16 protein-coding genes are annotated in these 17,209 nt (G+C 69.2%); 13 read left to right on the top strand and 3 right to left on the bottom strand.

Features of this window, described 5'->3' with window-relative positions; genetic code table 11:
* Positions 1–26: 26 nt before the first annotated feature.
* The 5 genes from ACZ55A_RS34215 (at position 27) to ACZ55A_RS34195 (ending at position 5,023) form a co-directional block, all read left to right on the top strand.
* Complete coding sequence (locus tag ACZ55A_RS34215; protein ID WP_468848615.1) at positions 27–1,217, top strand: methionine adenosyltransferase; 1,191 nt, start codon at positions 27–29, stop codon at positions 1,215–1,217.
* A 23-nt stretch (positions 1,218–1,240) separates the two neighbouring features.
* A complete protein-coding gene (locus ACZ55A_RS34210) occupies positions 1,241–2,221 on the top strand; it encodes a hypothetical protein (protein WP_468848614.1) in 981 nt (326 codons plus the stop codon).
* Positions 2,218–3,006 (top strand): SDR family NAD(P)-dependent oxidoreductase, encoded by a 789-nt coding sequence (locus ACZ55A_RS34205; RefSeq protein ID WP_468848613.1) that lies wholly within the window; start codon positions 2,218–2,220, stop codon positions 3,004–3,006. The genes ACZ55A_RS34210 and ACZ55A_RS34205 overlap by 4 nt, the downstream gene beginning before the upstream one ends.
* A 4-nt stretch (positions 3,007–3,010) precedes the next feature.
* On the top strand, positions 3,011–3,820 hold the full coding sequence (locus ACZ55A_RS34200) for a histidinol-phosphatase (protein WP_468848611.1): 810 nt from the start codon (positions 3,011–3,013) through the stop codon (positions 3,818–3,820).
* 66 nt (positions 3,821–3,886) lie between these two features.
* Positions 3,887–5,023 carry a hypothetical protein gene (locus ACZ55A_RS34195; protein WP_468848610.1) on the top strand — a complete coding sequence of 379 codons (1,137 nt, stop codon included), beginning with the start codon at positions 3,887–3,889 and terminating at the stop codon, positions 5,021–5,023.
* Positions 5,024–5,055: 32 nt separating this feature from the next.
* Here the strand turns inward: ACZ55A_RS34195 and ACZ55A_RS34190 are convergent, their stop codons facing one another.
* Together ACZ55A_RS34190 and ACZ55A_RS34185 are read right to left on the bottom strand one after the other, a co-directional pair.
* Positions 5,056–6,039, bottom strand: coding sequence for an aminoglycoside phosphotransferase family protein (locus ACZ55A_RS34190; protein ID WP_468848608.1), 984 nt, complete (start codon positions 6,037–6,039; stop codon positions 5,056–5,058).
* Positions 6,036–6,605: a P-loop NTPase family protein gene (locus ACZ55A_RS34185; RefSeq protein ID WP_468848606.1), complete on the bottom strand. Its 570-nt coding sequence runs from the start codon at positions 6,603–6,605 to the stop codon at positions 6,036–6,038. Before ACZ55A_RS34185 ends, ACZ55A_RS34190 begins: the two co-directional genes overlap by 4 nt.
* A gap of 161 nt (positions 6,606–6,766) precedes the next feature.
* On the opposite strand from ACZ55A_RS34185, the gene ACZ55A_RS34180 reads away from it, so the two are divergent.
* Both ACZ55A_RS34180 and ACZ55A_RS34175 read left to right on the top strand, forming a co-directional pair.
* On the top strand, positions 6,767–7,534 hold the full coding sequence (locus ACZ55A_RS34180) for an SDR family NAD(P)-dependent oxidoreductase (protein ID WP_468848604.1): 768 nt from the start codon (positions 6,767–6,769) through the stop codon (positions 7,532–7,534).
* A gap of 150 nt (positions 7,535–7,684) precedes the next feature.
* Complete coding sequence (locus tag ACZ55A_RS34175) at positions 7,685–8,782, top strand: hypothetical protein (protein ID WP_468848602.1); 1,098 nt, start codon at positions 7,685–7,687, stop codon at positions 8,780–8,782.
* On the opposite strand, the gene ACZ55A_RS34170 is transcribed toward ACZ55A_RS34175, so the two are convergent.
* Positions 8,739–9,236 (bottom strand): NUDIX domain-containing protein, encoded by a 498-nt coding sequence (locus tag ACZ55A_RS34170; protein WP_468848600.1) that lies wholly within the window; start codon positions 9,234–9,236, stop codon positions 8,739–8,741. The genes ACZ55A_RS34175 and ACZ55A_RS34170 overlap by 44 nt on opposite strands.
* A gap of 89 nt (positions 9,237–9,325) precedes the next feature.
* On the opposite strand from ACZ55A_RS34170, the gene ACZ55A_RS34165 reads away from it, so the two are divergent.
* The 6 genes from ACZ55A_RS34165 to ACZ55A_RS34140 all read left to right on the top strand — a co-directional run bounded on the left by ACZ55A_RS34165 (position 9,326) and on the right by ACZ55A_RS34140 (position 17,091).
* Entirely contained in the window at positions 9,326–10,429 is a 1,104-nt protein-coding gene (locus ACZ55A_RS34165) for a hypothetical protein (protein ID WP_468848598.1), read from the top strand.
* A 39-nt stretch (positions 10,430–10,468) separates the two neighbouring features.
* Positions 10,469–12,208: an asparagine synthase (glutamine-hydrolyzing) gene (asnB, locus tag ACZ55A_RS34160; protein ID WP_468848597.1), complete on the top strand. Its 1,740-nt coding sequence runs from the start codon at positions 10,469–10,471 to the stop codon at positions 12,206–12,208.
* An 82-nt stretch (positions 12,209–12,290) separates the two neighbouring features.
* The gene (locus ACZ55A_RS34155) at positions 12,291–12,920 is read left to right on the top strand and encodes a histidine phosphatase family protein (RefSeq protein ID WP_468848595.1); all 630 of its coding nucleotides are present in this window, start codon (positions 12,291–12,293) and stop codon (positions 12,918–12,920) included.
* A 147-nt stretch (positions 12,921–13,067) separates the two neighbouring features.
* On the top strand, positions 13,068–14,129 hold the full coding sequence (locus ACZ55A_RS34150) for a M20 family metallopeptidase (protein ID WP_468848658.1): 1,062 nt from the start codon (positions 13,068–13,070) through the stop codon (positions 14,127–14,129).
* Between the two features lie 121 nt (positions 14,130–14,250).
* A complete protein-coding gene (locus ACZ55A_RS34145) occupies positions 14,251–14,991 on the top strand; it encodes a hypothetical protein (protein ID WP_468848593.1) in 741 nt (246 codons plus the stop codon).
* 1,101 nt (positions 14,992–16,092) lie between these two features.
* Positions 16,093–17,091: a serine hydrolase gene (locus tag ACZ55A_RS34140; protein WP_468848591.1), complete on the top strand. Its 999-nt coding sequence runs from the start codon at positions 16,093–16,095 to the stop codon at positions 17,089–17,091.
* Positions 17,092–17,209: the final 118 nt, after the last annotated feature.

Genomic DNA, 17,209 nt, shown 5'->3' with positions numbered 1-17,209 from the left:
CCGGTCACCGAAGAGAGAGACGGTCAATGCTGTCGATACAACGGGACTCCCGATCGGTCGAGGACCTGCCCTACGAGCTGGTCGAGCGCAAGGGGGTGGGACACCCGGACACCATGTGCGACGCCATGGCGGAGCGCATGTCCCGCTCCTACTCCCTGCACTGCCTCCGCGAGTTCGGTGGCGTCGCCCACCACTGGTTCGACAAGGTGACGCTGTACGGCGGCGGGGCGGACACCGACTACGGGCGGGGCGAGCTGACCTCGCCGTACCGGGTGAAGGTCTTCGGTAAGGCGGCCTTCCGGGTCGGCAGCGTCGAAATCCCCGTGCAGGAGCTCATGTTCCGTGCCGCCGCCGATGTACTGGCGGAGGTCACCACCGGTTTCGACGCCGCCCGCCACCTGGTCGTCGAACTGGGCGTGGTGGACCACCAGGGATCGGGCCGCGGCCGCTCGCGGTACCAGCCCGCATCGGCGGGGGACCTGGTCCCGCTGCGGTCCGGCGGACTGGTCTCCAACGACACCAATCTGCTGCACGGCTACGCGCCGCTGTCCCGCCTGGAGAACGTGGTGCTGGGGCTGGAGAACCTCATCAACGGTGCCGCCTTCAAACAGCGGCACAAGGACACCGGCTGGGACGTCAAGGTGTTCGGCAGCAGACGGCAGGACGCGTTCAGCCTGGTCGTCAACATGCCCTTCCTCGCGGCCCGCATCGAGTCGATGGACCACTACCTGGCGCGCAAGGCGGTGATCCAGAAGGAGCTGGAGGAGTTCGTCGGCTCGCTGGGCATCGGGGACTTCCGGATGCTGATGAACGCCACGGACCGCAACGGCCGCCCCTACCTCACCGCGCTCGGCTCCGTCGCGGACACCGGCGATGTGGGCGTCGTCGGCCGGGGGAACCGGGTCAACGGACTCATCACCCCCATGCGGCCGATGAGCATCGAGGCGCCCGCGGGCAAGAACCCGCTGGACCACACCGGCAAGATCTACAACGTTCTGGCCATGCGGCTCGCCCGGCAGGTGCACGAGGAGTTCGGCGGACCGGCGCAGGTGCACATCTTCACCTCCAAGGAGGCGCCGCTGGAGCGCCCGGACGAGGTCGTCGTGACCTCCCCCACCGCGGACGAGCCGGCTCTCAAGGCCCTCGTGGAGACCGCGGTCGCGGGCTCGGGAGACCTGACGGTCGAGCTGATCGAGAAGGGCATCACCCTGTGGTGACCGGTGAGGAGGCGCGGGCCCTCGTGACCGGGACGCGGGCCACCGGCCGGCGCTCGGACACCGGGCCCCCGCGGGCACCGGCGCCGCAGACCGGCAGTCACGTCGTGGTCCTGGTCAAGCCCGAGGTCATGACGGCCGTCCACGCGGCCGACGCACTGGCGGAGACGGTACGGGTGCTCGGCCAGGGGGACGTGACCGTCCTGCGCGGCGCCGTGCTGCCGGCCGGGGACTTCGGCGGGCGCGGGTATCTGCTGCTGCACTATCCGCGGCTGCACCGGGTCGCCATGGACGGGGCCGAGGCGCTGTCCTCCGGTGCCCGGCGGGAACTCGGGGCGCTCATGGCCGGCTCGCGGACCGACGACGTCCTCGGGCCGTACGAGGCGATGACGCGCGAGGCGGACCTCTCCCCCACGGCCCTGGAGGAGCGTTGCCGGGCGGCGGGCATCCACAAGCTGGGCTCCGGCTCGTACGCCTCGGTGACCGAGCTGAACGGCTGCCCGGCCGTGGTGCTGAACGGCTTCCTGCCGGCCCTGACCGCGGGCTACACCCGTCCCGGGGCCCTGGTCGGCCTCCTCGAATGCCACAGCCACCGCGAGATCGACGAACTGCGCGGCGAGCTCCTGGGGGCACTCCACCCGGCCGAAGCGGCCCCGGCGTCGCTGCGCGGCGCCCTGGGCAACCTGGCGCGTGAGCACGGGATCGCCCTCTCCGAGGGCCGCAACGCCGTCCATCTGTCGGCGGGCCACCTGGAGGGGATGTTCCAGGTCTGGCGGTACTTCGCCGCCCTCGACGGACGGGGCATCGAGAGCACCGCGTTCGGCCGGTCGCTGGCCGCACGCGGGGAGTCCCCGGCGGCGGTGGCGGCGCTGGCCGCCGACCGCAACCTCACCGAGGACTCCGGAGAGACCGTGGCCCCGCACGGGGCCACCGAGAACCTGCACCGTGACGCGGTCCTCGCTCGTGTACGGCACTGGTGCGCCATGGGAAAGGGGTGGGGAACATGACCGGTCTCGCGCGCGGGCTCGCCGGGCGGACCGCGGTGGTGACCGGCGGTGCCCAGGGGATCGGTGCCGCGGTCGCCGACCGGCTGTGCGCCGAGGGCTGCCGCGTCCTGATCTACGACAAGAGCGCCGAGCACGGCCGGGCCGCGGTGGACGCATGGCGGGCGCGGGGCCATGAGGTGCGGCTGGCCGAGGGCGACGTGACGGACCCGGAGGCGGTGGCGGCGGCCTTCACGGGCCTGCCCGCCGACTGGCCGAGGCCGACCCTGCTGGTGAATCTCGCCGCGGGCTTCGTCTTCAAGGGCCTGGAGGCGACCCCGGAGGACTGGCACGCCGCGTTCGACCCCACCATCGTCGGACTCTCCCTGGTCACCCGGGAGTTCGTGGCCGGGCTGCCGGCGCGCGACGCCGACGCCGCGATCGTGAACATGGCCTCCATCTCGGCGCATATCGCCCAGAGCGGCTATCTGACGTACAACACCAGCAAGGCCGCCGTGCTCGGCTTCACCCGGTGCACCGCCGAGGAGCTGGCCCCGCGGGGCATCCGGGTCAACTCGGTGAGCCCTGGGACCGTGTGGAACGCCAACAACGAGCGGTACCACCGTGAGGCGCTCGGCCTCGACCGGGCGGCGGCCGAGGCCGCACCGGAACACGGCGGCAAGTTCCTGCTGAAGCGGTTCGCGGACCCGGCCGAGGTCGCGGCGCCGATCGCGTTCCTGCTGTCGTCCGAGGCCAGTTTCATCACGGGTGCCGATCTCCCGGTAGACGGCGGATACTTGGCGGTGTGACGACGTGATCGATCTGCATACGCACCACAACCGCTGCGGGCACGCCACCGGCTCACTGCGGGACTATGTCACGGCGGCGCTGGACAAGGGCGTCAAGGTCCTGGGGCTCTCCGACCACACCCCGATGTTCGCGGCCGAGGAGGACCATGCGCTGCCGCGGGTGGCGATGCCCAAGTCGGAGTTCCCCTCCTACATCGCCGAAGCCCTGGCGCTGAAGGAGGAGTTCGCGCACAGCATCGAGATCCTGGTCTCCACCGAGGCCGACTTCTTCAGCGGCCGCATGGACCCGTACACAAAGGCGCTGAGCGGCTTTCCGCTGGACTACGTCATCGGCTCGGTCCATATGTTCGAGGGCCGGGACATCTTCGACGTCACCCGCTGGGAGACCGTCGAGGACGACGAGGTCGCCGCCGTCAAGGCACGGTATTTCCGGACGGTGGCCGCATGCGCCCGGTCCGGGCTCTTCCATGTGATGGGGCATGTGGACGCGCTGAAGGGAAACTTCCCTGAGCTGCGTGCCGTCCCTGCGCCCGCCGCGGCCGACGAGATGCTGCGCGCGATCCGGGACTCCGGTGCCGTGATGGAGATCAACACCTCGGGTGACACCAAGAGGTGCGGCGGCTGGTATCCCGAATTCGACCTCCTCGAACGCGCCCACCACTTCCAGGTCCCGATCACCTTCGCCTCCGACGCGCACGTTCCCGAACGCGTCTGTGACCAGTACCCGGAAGTGGTCAAGGTGCTCAGCGAGATCGGGTTCCGCACCTGGACGGTGTTCCGCCGCGGTACCGCCCGGCCCTGCCCTCTGTTCTGACCACAGTTCCGCCGCTCTGCTGGTGTTCCGGCCGGCCGGACCGTTCTTTTGGGAGCCTTCATGCGTGTGAGCGAACTTGCCGCCGGTGACCCGGCCGGCGCCACCACCCGGTATCTGCTGGTCCGCGACCAGCCGTTGAGGATCGTCACCACCTCCGCCGAGGCCGACGGGCTGGTGTCGGAGACCTTCTTTCCGCCCGGGATGCTGGGCGTGACCGAGCCCTCCCACGAGCCCGAACCCGACCTCACCGTGGTCGATCTGACCCGCGACCCCACCGAGATCCACGATCTGCTGCATGAGGTCGCCGCCACCGCCACGCCGGGCGAGTACGAACTCACCCGGCACTACCGGCTGCCGTGTTTCGACGCCGGCACCGGCACCGTCTTCACGCTCCAGGACGTGAACTCCGACGAGGTGGCCGCCCTGATACGTACCGAGCGGCGCATCACCCTCGTACGTCCCCGGTCGTCTCTGGGCGACCGGTGGCTGACCCGGATCATCCGCGATGTGGCCACCCGGATCGCCAAGGCCGAGGGCTCCCTGATCCTGCACTCCTCGGCGTTCGTCCACGACGGCGGCGCCTATCTGGTGATCGGGGACTCCGGGGCCGGCAAGTCCACCACGGCCATCGCGCTGGCCCGGCTGCTGCCCTCCTCCGGCTGGATGGGCAACGACCGTATGCATCTGGACCGGCGGACGCACGGCTACGAGGTGACGGCCTGCCCGCTGCCGCTCGCCATCAACAAGGGGTCACTCGACGTCATGGGCGTCACCGACTTCGGCTCCTGGTCCGTGCGGGCCGGCTTCCCGCCGCCGGAATCGGACTGGGACCGCTTCCAGGGCGAGGAGAAGCTGAAGCTGAGTTCGCAGGAGGTCAGCCGCTATCTCGGCGTGCGCGTCGTGCCGAACGCCCCGCTCGCCGGTGTGCTCCTGCCCCGGGTCGATCTCACGGCGGGCTACTGCCTCGAACCCGCGACGCCCGACGACACCGCCGCGGTGATCAGGAGGAACTGCTTCTCCCTCGACGACAACCTGTACAGCGAGGACTGGCTGAACGTCCCCACCCGACGGCGTGCCGCACCCCCGTCCCTCGACGCCTTCCTGGACCACCTCACACAACTGCCCGTGCTGCGCTGCTCCGTGGGCAGCGCAGCCGACGTGGCGAAGCTGGCGGACGAGTTCCCGGACGCCGCGCGGAAGTGACCGGCTCTCGGGGCGCGGTACGGACGTGACCGTCAGCGGCCGCGGTCCGCGTCCGTGCCGAGCTCCGCCGCCGTCTCGGTGAGCAGGTCCAGGTTCTGCCGGAACCGCGCCCAGAAGCGCGAGACCCAGTCCAGGTACCACGGTCCCAGGCTCGCGTCGCGCTGCCCGAGCAGCCTCACATGGCCATGCCTCGGCAGGAACCACAGGGCCCCGAGCCGCGCCAGGTCACCGGCGCTCGCGTACGGCATACGCAGCCGCGCATGCAGCTGCGTAAGGAAGCGGCGGAGCGCCTGCGGGTCCAGTACGAAGTCACCGCGGCCGAGGCGGCAGGAGAGCCACAGCGCCTTGCCCGCGTCGGCCGGCCGGCGGGAGAAACCGGCCTCGTCCCAGTCGATCACGGTCAGCGGCCGGGAGCCGCCGGAGATCAGGTTCCGGCCGTGCAGGTCGCCGTGGTGGATCAGCAGGACGTCCGGACGTGTCAGCCGCACCGCACTGTCCCGGAGTGCGCCGAGGTTGTCGTCCATGGCCCGCGCGAGACTCTCCCACGCGCCGGTGAGGAGGGGGTCCACGAGCGCGCGCTCCCGCTCCGCGCCGGACACCCACGGCGAGGCGTAGTCCCCGACCAGGTCTTCCCCGGCCTCCACGCCGTCTGCCCGTGCCGCCAGTTCCGCGAGGACGTCGACGACCTGGTCCAGGTGCTGGCGCGCATCGTCCGAGGGGGTGCCCGGCACGTACGGCCGGATCACCACCAGCCGGGGGCGATCCGCCGCGTGGAACCCCATGTCGAGCACCGGCGGGTACCAGGCCGTGCCGCTCAGCGCCGCGTCCACGCGCTGGATGCGCCGGAGCTCGGTGGCGGAGGAGCGGTCCGCACAGTGCACTTTCACCGAGAGCGTCCGGCCGTGTGCGGTGACCCGGTAGGACGAGTTGAGGCCGCGGCCCTCAAGGGCCTCGGCGGCACCGGCCAGGACGAGCTCCATGGCGTGCCGGACGGTGAGGGGTGCGGGGCCGGTCATGGCCGGCGGTCGCCCGTGGCCAGCTCGCCGCCGAGCCAGTCGGTCACCGCGGCGACCAGCCGGTCCACCGGCTGGGTGCTGTCGAGCCGCAGCACCGGGCAGGTGAGCTGCGCCAGCCAGCGCTCGTCCTTGGCCCGGCGGCCCGGGCCCTCGGCGTCCTCGTAGCCCCGTGCCCAGTCCATGAAGTCGTGGTGGGCCGCCTCGCGGGTGCCGCCGCGAGCGATGGTGTCGCCGTACCGGACGGCCTCACGGCGCAGCAGCCGGTCCATGCGGGTGTCCGCGTCGACGGTCAGGAACACCACACCGTCGGCCTGTGCGACGACGCTGTCGCCCCAGCCCCGCAGCGACCCGGTCAGCACCCAGGCGTCGCGCGGCACGAACAGGGCGTTCATCAGGGCGAGGCGTTCCTCGACGGGACGCTTGTGGGTGTAGGGCGGAGAGGTCGGCAGCCAGAGGTAGTCGTCCACGTCCGCGTGCGGTACTGCCCACAGGGTCGCGAGCGAGCGGCCCAGGGTCGTGCTGCCCGCTCCGCTCGCCCCGGTAACCAGCAGTCGGTGCCCGCGCATCCGCCGCCTCCTCTTCCTCTGATGCCCCGGCACGGCGCAACCGGCCTGCGCCGCGGTCTCGTTGAGCAAACGACGTACAAGAACGAGGCTCGTCGCCCGCTCCCGTCGGACCAGCTTCTCACCGCAGACAGACCGGCGGCGAACCGGCTACGCTCGCCGGCATGCCGAGCGCGTTGGTCACCGGTGTCTCCCGCGGCCTGGGGGCACACCTGTGCCGCGCCCTCAAGGCGGCCGGCTACCGCGTGCTGGGAGCCGGCCTGGCCGCCTCACCGCAGAGCGACGCCCTGGACGACTACCAGGTGGTCGATCTGCGCAAACCGCTCGCGGACGGCCTGTTCGCCACCGAGGACATCGATGTGCTCGTCAACAACGCCGGGGTCTACCTGGACGACCCTCGCGGCGGATACGGCGACCTCTTCGCGCTCTCCCTGGCCGATCTGCGGGACACCTTCGAGGTCAACCTCTTCGGCACCGCGCAGCTGGTCCTGAAGTACGCGCCACACATGCTCGCGCGCGGGTCGGGCCGGATCGTCTGTGTCTCCTCGGGCATGGGGAGGCTCCAGGACGCCGACGGGGCGTCGTTCGCCTACCGTTCGTCCAAGCTGGCGGTCAACTCCCTGGTCCTCACGGTGGCCCGGCACTTCACGGCCGGCGGCGGAGACCTGTCCGCCTTCTCCTACTGCCCGGGCTGGATCCGGACCGACATGGGGACGGAGTCCGCTCCGCACCGGCCCGGCCCCGCAGCGGACGATCTGGTGCGGCTGCTGAGCCTTCCCGGCGCGCGGTCCAACGGCAGATTCTTCCGTGGGCAGCGCGAATTGGGCTGGGACACCCGTGGCCCGATGGTGACGGACGAGGACCCAAGTCCCTTGCGTACGACGGAAAATGGCGGCCCGGGTCATATGTCCCCCGCGCCCGAGGGGAATTGACGGTTCACCTCACCCCACGCCCGTTCCGCTCAGCGGAATCGGTCCGGACAGGGCCCGGAGATCTTGTCATGATCGACCGAGCGGCCCAGGTCCTGGCATCCCCGCCGACCCCTCACCGGGCCGTACACAGACACGGGGGTGAGACACACCATGGACCCGAGCAGCCCGACGCACCGGTACACCGTGCGTTCACGCTTCGCCACCACCGGCCTGACGTGCACACCGTCCGTCGCCGAGCGCATCGACCGGCTCGCGAGCCCGTATCTGACCCTCGCACCGGGAGCCTCCGCGCCGGGGGCATGGCAGGTGATCGCGGACGCCGCTCCCCCGGCCAGCGCGGTGCCGGAGTCGGTCGTCGCACAGGGCGAAGTAGCGGTGGACTACGCGGTCGATCACGCCCGCAGGACCCTCTTCCACCTCGCCCCCCAGGGTGAGGCGTGGGTCACCCAGTCCCTCCTACGGGCCACCCGGGCGGTGCACCGCTCGGCAGCGAGCCGGCAGGGTGTGCTCTTCCTGCACGCCGGGCTGATCGAGCTGAACAGCCTCGGCGTCGCCCTGGTCGGCGGCAGCCGGGCGGGCAAGACCTCCTTCATCATGGCCGGCGTGCTGCACGGTTCGGGCGTCATGGTCTGCAACGACGATGTGAGCCTGACGGCGGAGCAGGACGGGGACGGTGTGCTGGGTGCCGGCTGGCCCCGGTCCATCTCGGTCCGGCTGGACACCCTGGACCTGCTTTTCGGGCGGGACCGGGCGCAGGCCGTCCGGTCCTCGCTGACCCACCCCGCCAACCAGACGCTGCTGAGCCTGCGGGAGTCGGGAGTCGAGGAGCACGGGACGGCTCTCATCTACCCCTGGGAGTACGCGGATCTGCTGCACACGAAGATCGGGCAGTCCGCCAGGGTCGATGCGCTGGTGCACCTGAGTCTCGCCGACGACCCGTCAGAGGCCGAGCTGGCGCCCGTACCGCCGTCCGAACGCGAAGGGCTGCTGGAGAAGCACGTCCTGCGCCTGCCGAACAAGCACCTCAACATCTTCGGCCACGAGCCCGCCCCCGGAAGCCTCCGGCACACCCGTGACGCCCTGACGGCGCTGCCCACTTTCCGTTTCCGCTACGAGTTCCGCGAGGTGCGCCGGCAGGTCGAACGGCTCGCCGGCCATCTCCGCGCGCATGTGCCGGGGCCGGGCCGGGCACCGGCTCACCGCCTCACAGGCCGAGCCGTACCGGGCGGGCCGGAATCCCGCCGGTGAGCAGCGCGGTCAGCGGGGTGCCGAGATCGCGGGGCGAGAAGAGGTCCGGGCCGCGGTGATCCACGATGTCCGGTGCCCGCCACCAGCGCGTACCGCTGATGTTCTCCGCGGCGAGCTGCTCCTCTGTCAGGTCCCCGCGCGGGGTGAAGGACGCGGTGCGGACGAGGTAGTAATCGTTGACGACGCCGTCGTACCCCGCGCTGATGCCGGGATCGACGACCTCCTGGTGCCACACATGAGGCGGATCGCAGGCGACAGTCAGGCCCACCTCCTCGCGCAGCTCCCGCCGCAGGGCACCGAGTGGGGTCTCCCCCGGTGCCACGCCTCCGCCGGGCGCGGCCCACAGCACGGTCGTCCCTGCCGCTTCCCGGAGGACGAACCGGCAGAGCAGCATGCGCTCGTCCTCGTCCAGGACGATCGCCCGCACCGAGTGTCGAAGATTCAGCGAAGTCACCGGGACACGCTATCCGGCATCCCGGGCCCACGGCCGGTGCCGGCAACCGCCGAGCACACTCCACACAGGCAGAGAGGGGCAGAGCAGCCGTGCTCTCCTTCCGTGCACACCTTTCCGCGGTCAACGGTATGGACGACGTCGACGAGGAGGCCGTCCTGGCGAAAATCCATCTCGTGGACAGCGACATCCTGATGCTGTCCGGCTCGCTCGTGGACGGATCCGGCACCCCGTCGTCGGACTTCGACTTCTGCGTCATCGCGCAGTCGAAGGACGAGAGGTTCCACCGCAACACCTTCCCCCGCGCAAGCCACATGAGGTACTACACGAGCGGTGACCGGGTGAGGGCCAGCTTCGACTACCTCCCCAACAGCCTGCTCGGGGTGGACGTCGAGTACTGGACGGTCCACGAGATCGCGGACATGCTGGCCGCGCACGCGCAGCTGTACGCGCACATGAAGAGCCGCGCCCGCAAGTCCTCCGGCTTCGCCGCCTCGGCCGTGGACTTCCGTCTGCTGTCCCGCCTCACGTACGGTGTCCCGCTGACGAACGCCGCGGAGTTCGAGAAGGTCGCGAGTGCGGTGCGCCCGGGTGAGGTCGCGTACACGGCGTTCCGCACCGCGGTCGGCAGCTATCCGGACTTCCGCGACCTGGCCGGCATGTGGGCCCAGGGCGACTACGAATCGGCGCTGATCGCGGCCCGCAAGCTCGGTGTCGACACCTTCCGGGGCCTGACCCACGTGTACGGCAACACCAACCGCAACCCGAAGTACCTGGCCCGTTTCCTGGCCCGGCTGCCCGCACCGCTCTCCGGGCTGACCGACCGGTTCCGCCACCTGAACGCTTACGGTGTGGCGGATCCGGCCGCGGCGGCCGACACCGTCCTGGAGTGGCTCGACCTCATCGATCTGGCCTTCGCCGAGATCCGCCAAGTGCGCGACGAGGCCGAGGCGTTCGTCGGCCGGCAGGACTTTCTCGGCCTGCTGAAGAGCGAACTCCATCAGACGATGAGCTGGAACGCCGAGATCTCGAACGAGTACTGCTTCCGCGCCCGCGAGGCCGAAGCCGGCGTTCCGTCGTTGCGCGAGCTGCTGACCGCCATGACGGCGCGGGCCGCCGCCGAGCACCGGCTGCCGCTCCAGGAGTGGGCCGCCGGCCGTACGGCGCCCTCCGGGGAGAACAACAAGTCCGCCTGAGAGGCCCAGCCTTCGCCGATCGCCAGGGGGGAGACGCACGTGTGCCGGATCTACGGCTACTTCGGACCTGATCTCGAGGTGACCGCTCTGGACGCGGCCCGGGACGCCCAGCTGTCGGGCGGCCCGGATCAACAACACTACGCCCGAGGGAAGAACTGGGGCCTGGGCTGCAACCGCCTCTCGATCCAGGACCCGTCCCACGGCCGCCAGCCGTTCACCAACGCCGACGGCTCGGTGTACGCGGTCTTCAACGGCGAGATCTACAACTTCCGCGCCATCAGGAAGGAACTCGCCGGACACGGCGTGCACATCGACGGCGATTCGGACGGCTCGGTCCTGGTGCCGTACTACGAACTCCACGGCGATCGCTTCGTGGACCGGCTCGAAGGCATGTACGCCATCGCCCTGGTGGACCTGCGCTCCGGGCCCCGGCTGAAGCTGTGGTGCGACCCGCTCGCCGTCAAGAGCCTGTACTACGCGGTCACCCAGGACGGCATCACGTTCTCGTCCGAGCTGCGCGGTCTCACCGCCCTGCGCACCAAACCCCTCGACGTGGACCCGCTCGCCATCGACCACTACATGAACTGGCAGTGCCTGCCCCCCGGTTCGTCGTGGTACACCGGGGCCTCCTCCCTGCACCCGGGTGAGCACCTGGTCCACGACGGCAGCACCACCGCCGTCCGGCAGTCGCGGGACACCGCCGCGCCACCGACGGCCGACGGATGCACACCGGACAGCCTCGCCGCCCTGCTGACCCGGGAAGTGGCGCAGATGTCCCAGCAGTCCGCGCCGGTGGCTCTCCAGGTCTCGGGCGGGCTCGACTCCGCCATCCTCGCCACGCTGCTCAGCCGGCGTCGCGCCGATGTCACCGGCTTCCATGTGACCCACGAGGGCAGCCACACCTCGGACGAGGAGAGCTACGCACGTCAGGCCGCGGCACACGCCGGCATCCCGCTCGAAGTGGTGGAGATCCGCGTCGCGCAGCTGCCCGAGCTGATCCCGGCCATGGTGACGGCGCTGGGCACCCCGAACGCGACACCACACGCCCTGAGTGCGTACGTCCTGTTCCGGGAGATCTCGAACAGCTCGTTCCGGGTCTGCTTCGTGGGCGACGGAGCGGACGAGCAGTTCGGCGGCTACCGCCGCTACAGCACGGCCCTCGCGGCGGACGACGCAACCTGGCAGGCCAGCTACCTGGACCGGCTGTCGCTGATCCCGCAGGCGCAGTACCGGCAGCTCTACACCCCCGAGTACCGGGCGATGCTCGACAACGGTGTGAGCAGCCGGCAGCGGTCCCTTGAGCTGCTGAACCGGCCGGCTCCCTCACGTCTGGAGCAGCTGCTGACCTTCGACCGGCTGCACAAGCTGCCCAGCCTCAATCTGCGCAAGCTCGACCACCTCTCCATGGCGCACGCGGTCGAGGGCCGCGTGCCCTACTGCCAGCCGTCCGTCACCGGGTTCGCGCAACGCACCCCCGACGCACTGAAGGTCAAGGCGTCCCTCCGCAAACAGATCCTGTGGGACGCCGGCAGGGGGCTCATCCCACGGGCGGTCCAGGAGCGGCAGAAACAGCCGTTCACGTTCCCCGTCGGCGCCTTTATGACACCGGGCACCACGCTCTGGGACTTCACCACCGATGTCCTGACCAGACCCCGGCTGTGCGCCTCCGGCTTTCTGAGCCAAGCCGCCGTACGAAGAGTCCTCACGGAACATGCACAAGGCCAGGACCACGCCCGCCTGTTGTGGGGCCTGATGGTTCTGGAGCTCTCCCTCTCCTGAATCCCGGCTCCCCGGCCCTCCCATACGGTACGGTCCGGCGTCAGGCAGGACAGAACCCCCTTGACCAGAAAGGCACGCGCTGGTGCGCAGTATCCACGTCGTCACTCACCCGGAGGCGAGCCACCACGTCGAGGGCCTGGTCGGAGGGTGGCACGATTCGCACCTCACGCCGGCCGGCCTGAGCGAAGCCGCCGCCATCGCCCGGGCACTGCGGACCGAGATCCCCGAGGACGCCGACGTCGAGCTGATCTCCTCGGACTTACTACGGACCCGGCGCACGGCCGAGGAGATCGCCGCACTGTTCGGCGTCGAACCCGTACTGGACCGCAGGCTGCGGGAGAAGTCCTACGGCGAGGCGGAGGGAAGGCCCCAGGAGTGGCTGGACAAGCGCTTCGCTCCCCCGCCCGCCGCCGGTGACCGGATGGGCCATGACGAGGGCGTTCCCGGAGCCGAGACGAAGGCGGCCTTCGCCCGGCGCGTCTACGCCGCCATGGACGAGATCCTCCAACACCCCTACGAGCACCAGATCATCGTGACCCACGGTTTCGCCCTGACCTTCGTCGTGGCGGCCTGGATCAGAATGCCGATCGACTCACTCGGCTATGTCAATCTCCGGGCGCCCTCGGGCAGCATCACCCACCTGCGCGAGGACGACTTCTTCCACAACCGCCAGCTCGCCCGCCTCGGCGACACCCGCCACCTCGAAGACTGACGGCCTCCCACACCTCGACGAGAACAGGCACCAGGAAACCGTGCCCCGGACAGGCAACAGCTGACTCCACTCCGTCACGGCATACCCAGCACCCAGTACCCTTGCCGCGTGACGACGCACAAGACCGTCAATGTGAGCGTTGACGCGATGATCGAAGACCTCAGGACACTCGTCGAAATCGAGTCTCCCTCGCGCGATCTCGACGCCTTGACGGCATCGGCCAAAGCCGTCGCCGCTGTCATCGAGAGCCGCCTCGGCGGACAGGCCGTCCTCGTGGAGAGCGAAGCCGGGCCGCACGTCCACTGGTCAGCCGGTGGCGATCCCCAAGTACTGATCCTCGGTCACCATGACACGGTGTTTCCGCTCGGCACCCTTGAACGCCGCCCGTTCATGGTCGAAGACGGGCAGGCAACCGGCCCCGGGGTCTTTGACATGCTTGGCGGTTTGGTACAGGCCGTTCATGGCCTGGCGACGCTCGATGACCGGTCAGGTGTCGAGATCCTGGTGACCGCCGACGAAGAGGTCGGCTCCCGTTCCTCTCGGGCGCTCATCGAAGAACGAGCCCTTGCCTGCGGCGCTGTCCTCGTGCTCGAGGGCGCCGCGGACGGCGGAGGCCTGAAGACCGGCCGTAAGGGCTGCGGCACGTTCCAGGTGTCTGTCGCGGGCCGGGCCTCGCACGCAGGCCTTGAGCCCGCAGCCGGGGTCAACGCCCTGATCGAAGCATCACACCAGGTACTGGACATCGCGGCGCTGGGTCGGCCCGACATCGGCACGACCGTCACCCCGACCGTTGCGTCCGCAGGAACCCTCGACAACGTCGTTCCCGCGGAGGCGACCGTCATCGTCGACGTCCGGGTCGAGTCGGCCGACGAGAAGGAACGCATCGAATCGGCGTTCGCGGCACTGGCTCCACACCTCGACGAGGCGGAGATCGCGGTTCAGGGCGCCATCAGTCGGCCCCCGATGCCCGAGTCGGCCTCGACCGAGCTCTTTGCGGTGGCCAAGCGGCTGCTTCCGGACCTCGAAGGCAAGGCGGTCGGCGGCGGAAGCGACGGCAACTTCACGGCCGCACTGGGCGTGCCCACACTCGACGGCCTCGGAGCAGTCGGGGGCGGCGCCCACGCCGACCACGAGTACCTGGTGGTCGACGCCATGGCCGAGCGGGCGCACCTCGTCGCCGGACTGGTGAACGCGATTCGGCACACCTAGTGCTGCGACGGCACCATCGGCTCCGTGGCCCGGCCGCCACTCCGTAAGGGCACCGCCTCTTCCTCCCACGGCACGCCGTTACAGCACGGCCGGATTACCCCGGGGCAGGGTAGGCAGCATCATGGGCGATGTGGACCTGCCCTCCGCCGCGATTGGACATGACGTGCCGATGCCCAGCCCTCTGCCGGCTCCCGAGGGGCGCGCCCGGGCGGCACTGCGGGTGATCGCCTTCACGCTGGCGTCCGCGTTGTTGCTGTTGACCGGTTGCACCGGTGTCGGCGAGCCCAAGAGCGCCGGCCGCACGCGGCCCGTTTCGGCCCCCAAGCAGCTGTGGACCACCAGAGAGGCCCCGCCGCCGCTCGGCGAGCCCAATTCGGAGCTCTCGGACGATGTGCCGTCACGGGTGCGAGGGCTACCGCGCGTGCCTTCCGGCGACATCCACCGGGTCTCGGCCCTCGCCATCGCCAAGGCCCACGCCGCGACGCTGACCACACCCCTCGACGAGGAGGGCACGGAAAAGAAGATCAAGGCCTGCAAGACCGCCGGACAAGAACCGTGCCCCGTCCAGACGCCGCAGTACTGGGACATGAACGGCGACGGTAAGGACGAACTGCTGCTCGGCATCGCGTCGGGGCGTTACTTCCTGTTCCTGTGGGCCTTCACCGTCAAAGACGGCCGGGTCACCGTGATCCTCGACCAGGGTGAGCGACCCCGGTCCGTGGAGTTGTCGGGCCACGACATCATCGTGCAGGAACCGGCCGACAGGGGTTACGACATCCGCCGTATCTACTCGTGGGACGAACGCAAGCAGGCCATGGAAGAGCGGGCCTTCGAATACGTCGAGTCACGCCCTAGGAAATGAGCCGACGAAGCCAGACCGAACGGTGAGGGCTCCGGCTCCCCTCACGTCCCGCTGATCCTGCCACCGCCTCCGCCTCCGCCTCCGCCCCCGCCCGCCCCGCTTCGGCGCCCGGCAGGCCGCACGGCGCGCCCCCGACGATCCGGTCCACTCTTTGAGTTGTGGAAGCACTGTCCGTCGCGGGCTGCTCCTCCGTGGCGTACGAACACCGGCTTCACCGACGTCGAGCCGCTGCCGTTCGACCACAGCAAGGCGGTTGACACTGCCGAGTCAGCGGGTTGCTGGCGTCGAGCGCAGCAATTTTCGCGCCGCGTGTCCGGAAAAGCACCGGTATATACGGGAGTTCGTGCTCCGCAGAACTAACGACTCTTAGTTACTTCTTAGAACCACATGGCATCCAAGTAGCGAGAGGCTCTTGTTGAGCGCCTGGACCAGCACCGGTCCCTTACCCGTACCCGCACGACCACGACCACGACCACGACCACGACCACGACCACGACCACGACTGCAAGTTACCGATTCGTTTTCGGAACCCTGCGGGGGAAGGCGACATCTCCTCAACCGTGGAAGGAGGAGCCGCGCCGCCGTGCACGTACCGCTGAAGGCAGCAGACAAGCCCCGTGTACCGGCGCGAACAGCAAGCGGCCGACGCCTGGTGGAAAGCAAAAAGGAGATCTCCGTGTTAACAACGCTGCGCACAGTCTCTGCTCGAGACCGACGGAGAAGTGTGATGGCAGGTGCCCTCGCCACCGCTGCCCTTACCAGCCTGTCGCTGATCGGCTCCCCCACCTCTACCGACCAGAATCACCCCGCGCCTCTCAGGGGGAGCGCCGAGCATCTGTCGAAGGGCTGGCCAAACGGGAAAGGGCCCACCGTCACCAGCCCGCAAACCGGTTCAAGCGGCTGACATCCGCAGAGGAAATCCCGCCAGGCGGCCTTGCACACCCGGCAGTTGCTCTCCATCACGCTCCCCCGTCTGCCCTGCCCGACGGAGAGGGCCAGGGCCATGCCATGCCATGCCATGCCAGCGATGCTTCCGACTTCCCTCCCCCCACATTCCCTCAACCCGCGGGTTCAGGGAACTTGAAAGGACAGTGATCAGATATGAGATGGGCACCCACCTTCACCGCAGTGGCCATAGGAGCTGGAGCGGTGGTAGGGCCCATCGCGGCGGCTACACCTTCCGCCGCCGCAGCACCGCAGAGGGCCAAGGCGGTCTCCTCGACGGTGCGATGCACCTCCAAGGATCAAGAGCTGGCCAGGAAACTGTCCAGCGATATAGCCGAGGCGCTGGCAAGCCGGAAGAGCATGGCGTCGCTCTCCTTCTATGACCGGAACACCAATACCCGGTGCACCTCCGACGCTTCGAAGAAGTACGACTCGGCCAGCGTGGTGAAGACGATAATCCTCGGGGCCTTGCTGTATCAGAAGAGCGGCAACCTGACCGAGACAGAAGACGCTCTCGCGCGTAAGATGATCACCGATTCGGACAACGCATCCGCGACCACGCTGTGGAAGCAGTTGTCCGATCTGAAGGATCCCGCGAAGCCGAACCCCGTCAAGATCCAGGAATTCCTTGACAAGGCCGGGATGGACAACACCGTCCTCGACAAGGAAGGATCCTGGGGGCTCACCCAGGTCACAGCACACGACCAGGCCAAGCTGTTGCGCATATTCTCGGGTCACGACGACTCGGTCCTCGGTGGCAAGGCTCGCTCTTACGCTCTTGAACTCATGAATCAGGTTCAGAGTGTCCAGAGGTGGGGAGCCACGGCCGGCGCTCCGGTGGACTCCGTGATCCATGTGAAGAACGGCTGGTTGCAGCGTAGCCAGAACCCTGACGTCGACGCTTTTGACAGAGGCGACTGGAAGGTGAACAGCATGGCAGTCCTCACGGAGAACGGTTACGACTCCGGGCTGGTCGTGCTCACCGAAAACAACAGGGTTCCCGAGGGACATCCCGCAAACGAAGGGTGGGATTACGGCATTGAAACGATAGAGACCATATCCCGCGCCATATACCGGGACGTTTACCCTGACGCTGAAGGCTATGACCCCAGCAGGCCGACAATTCAGGCCACCAAGCCACCCACGGCAGCGTAGAGCGCTACAGCGGTGGCTGCTTTTAACCCTGAGCCGTGAGTTGATGAAGATCGGGTCACGTTGCCGACGGGGAGGGCGTCGGGCATCCCCGTCGGCCACCCCGTCGTCCCGGCACATC

The organism is Streptomyces sp. NPDC034111, assembly GCF_055575375.1.
Note: the sequence above shows the minus strand (reverse complement) of the source record. Positions and strands in the feature narration are given on the sequence as shown.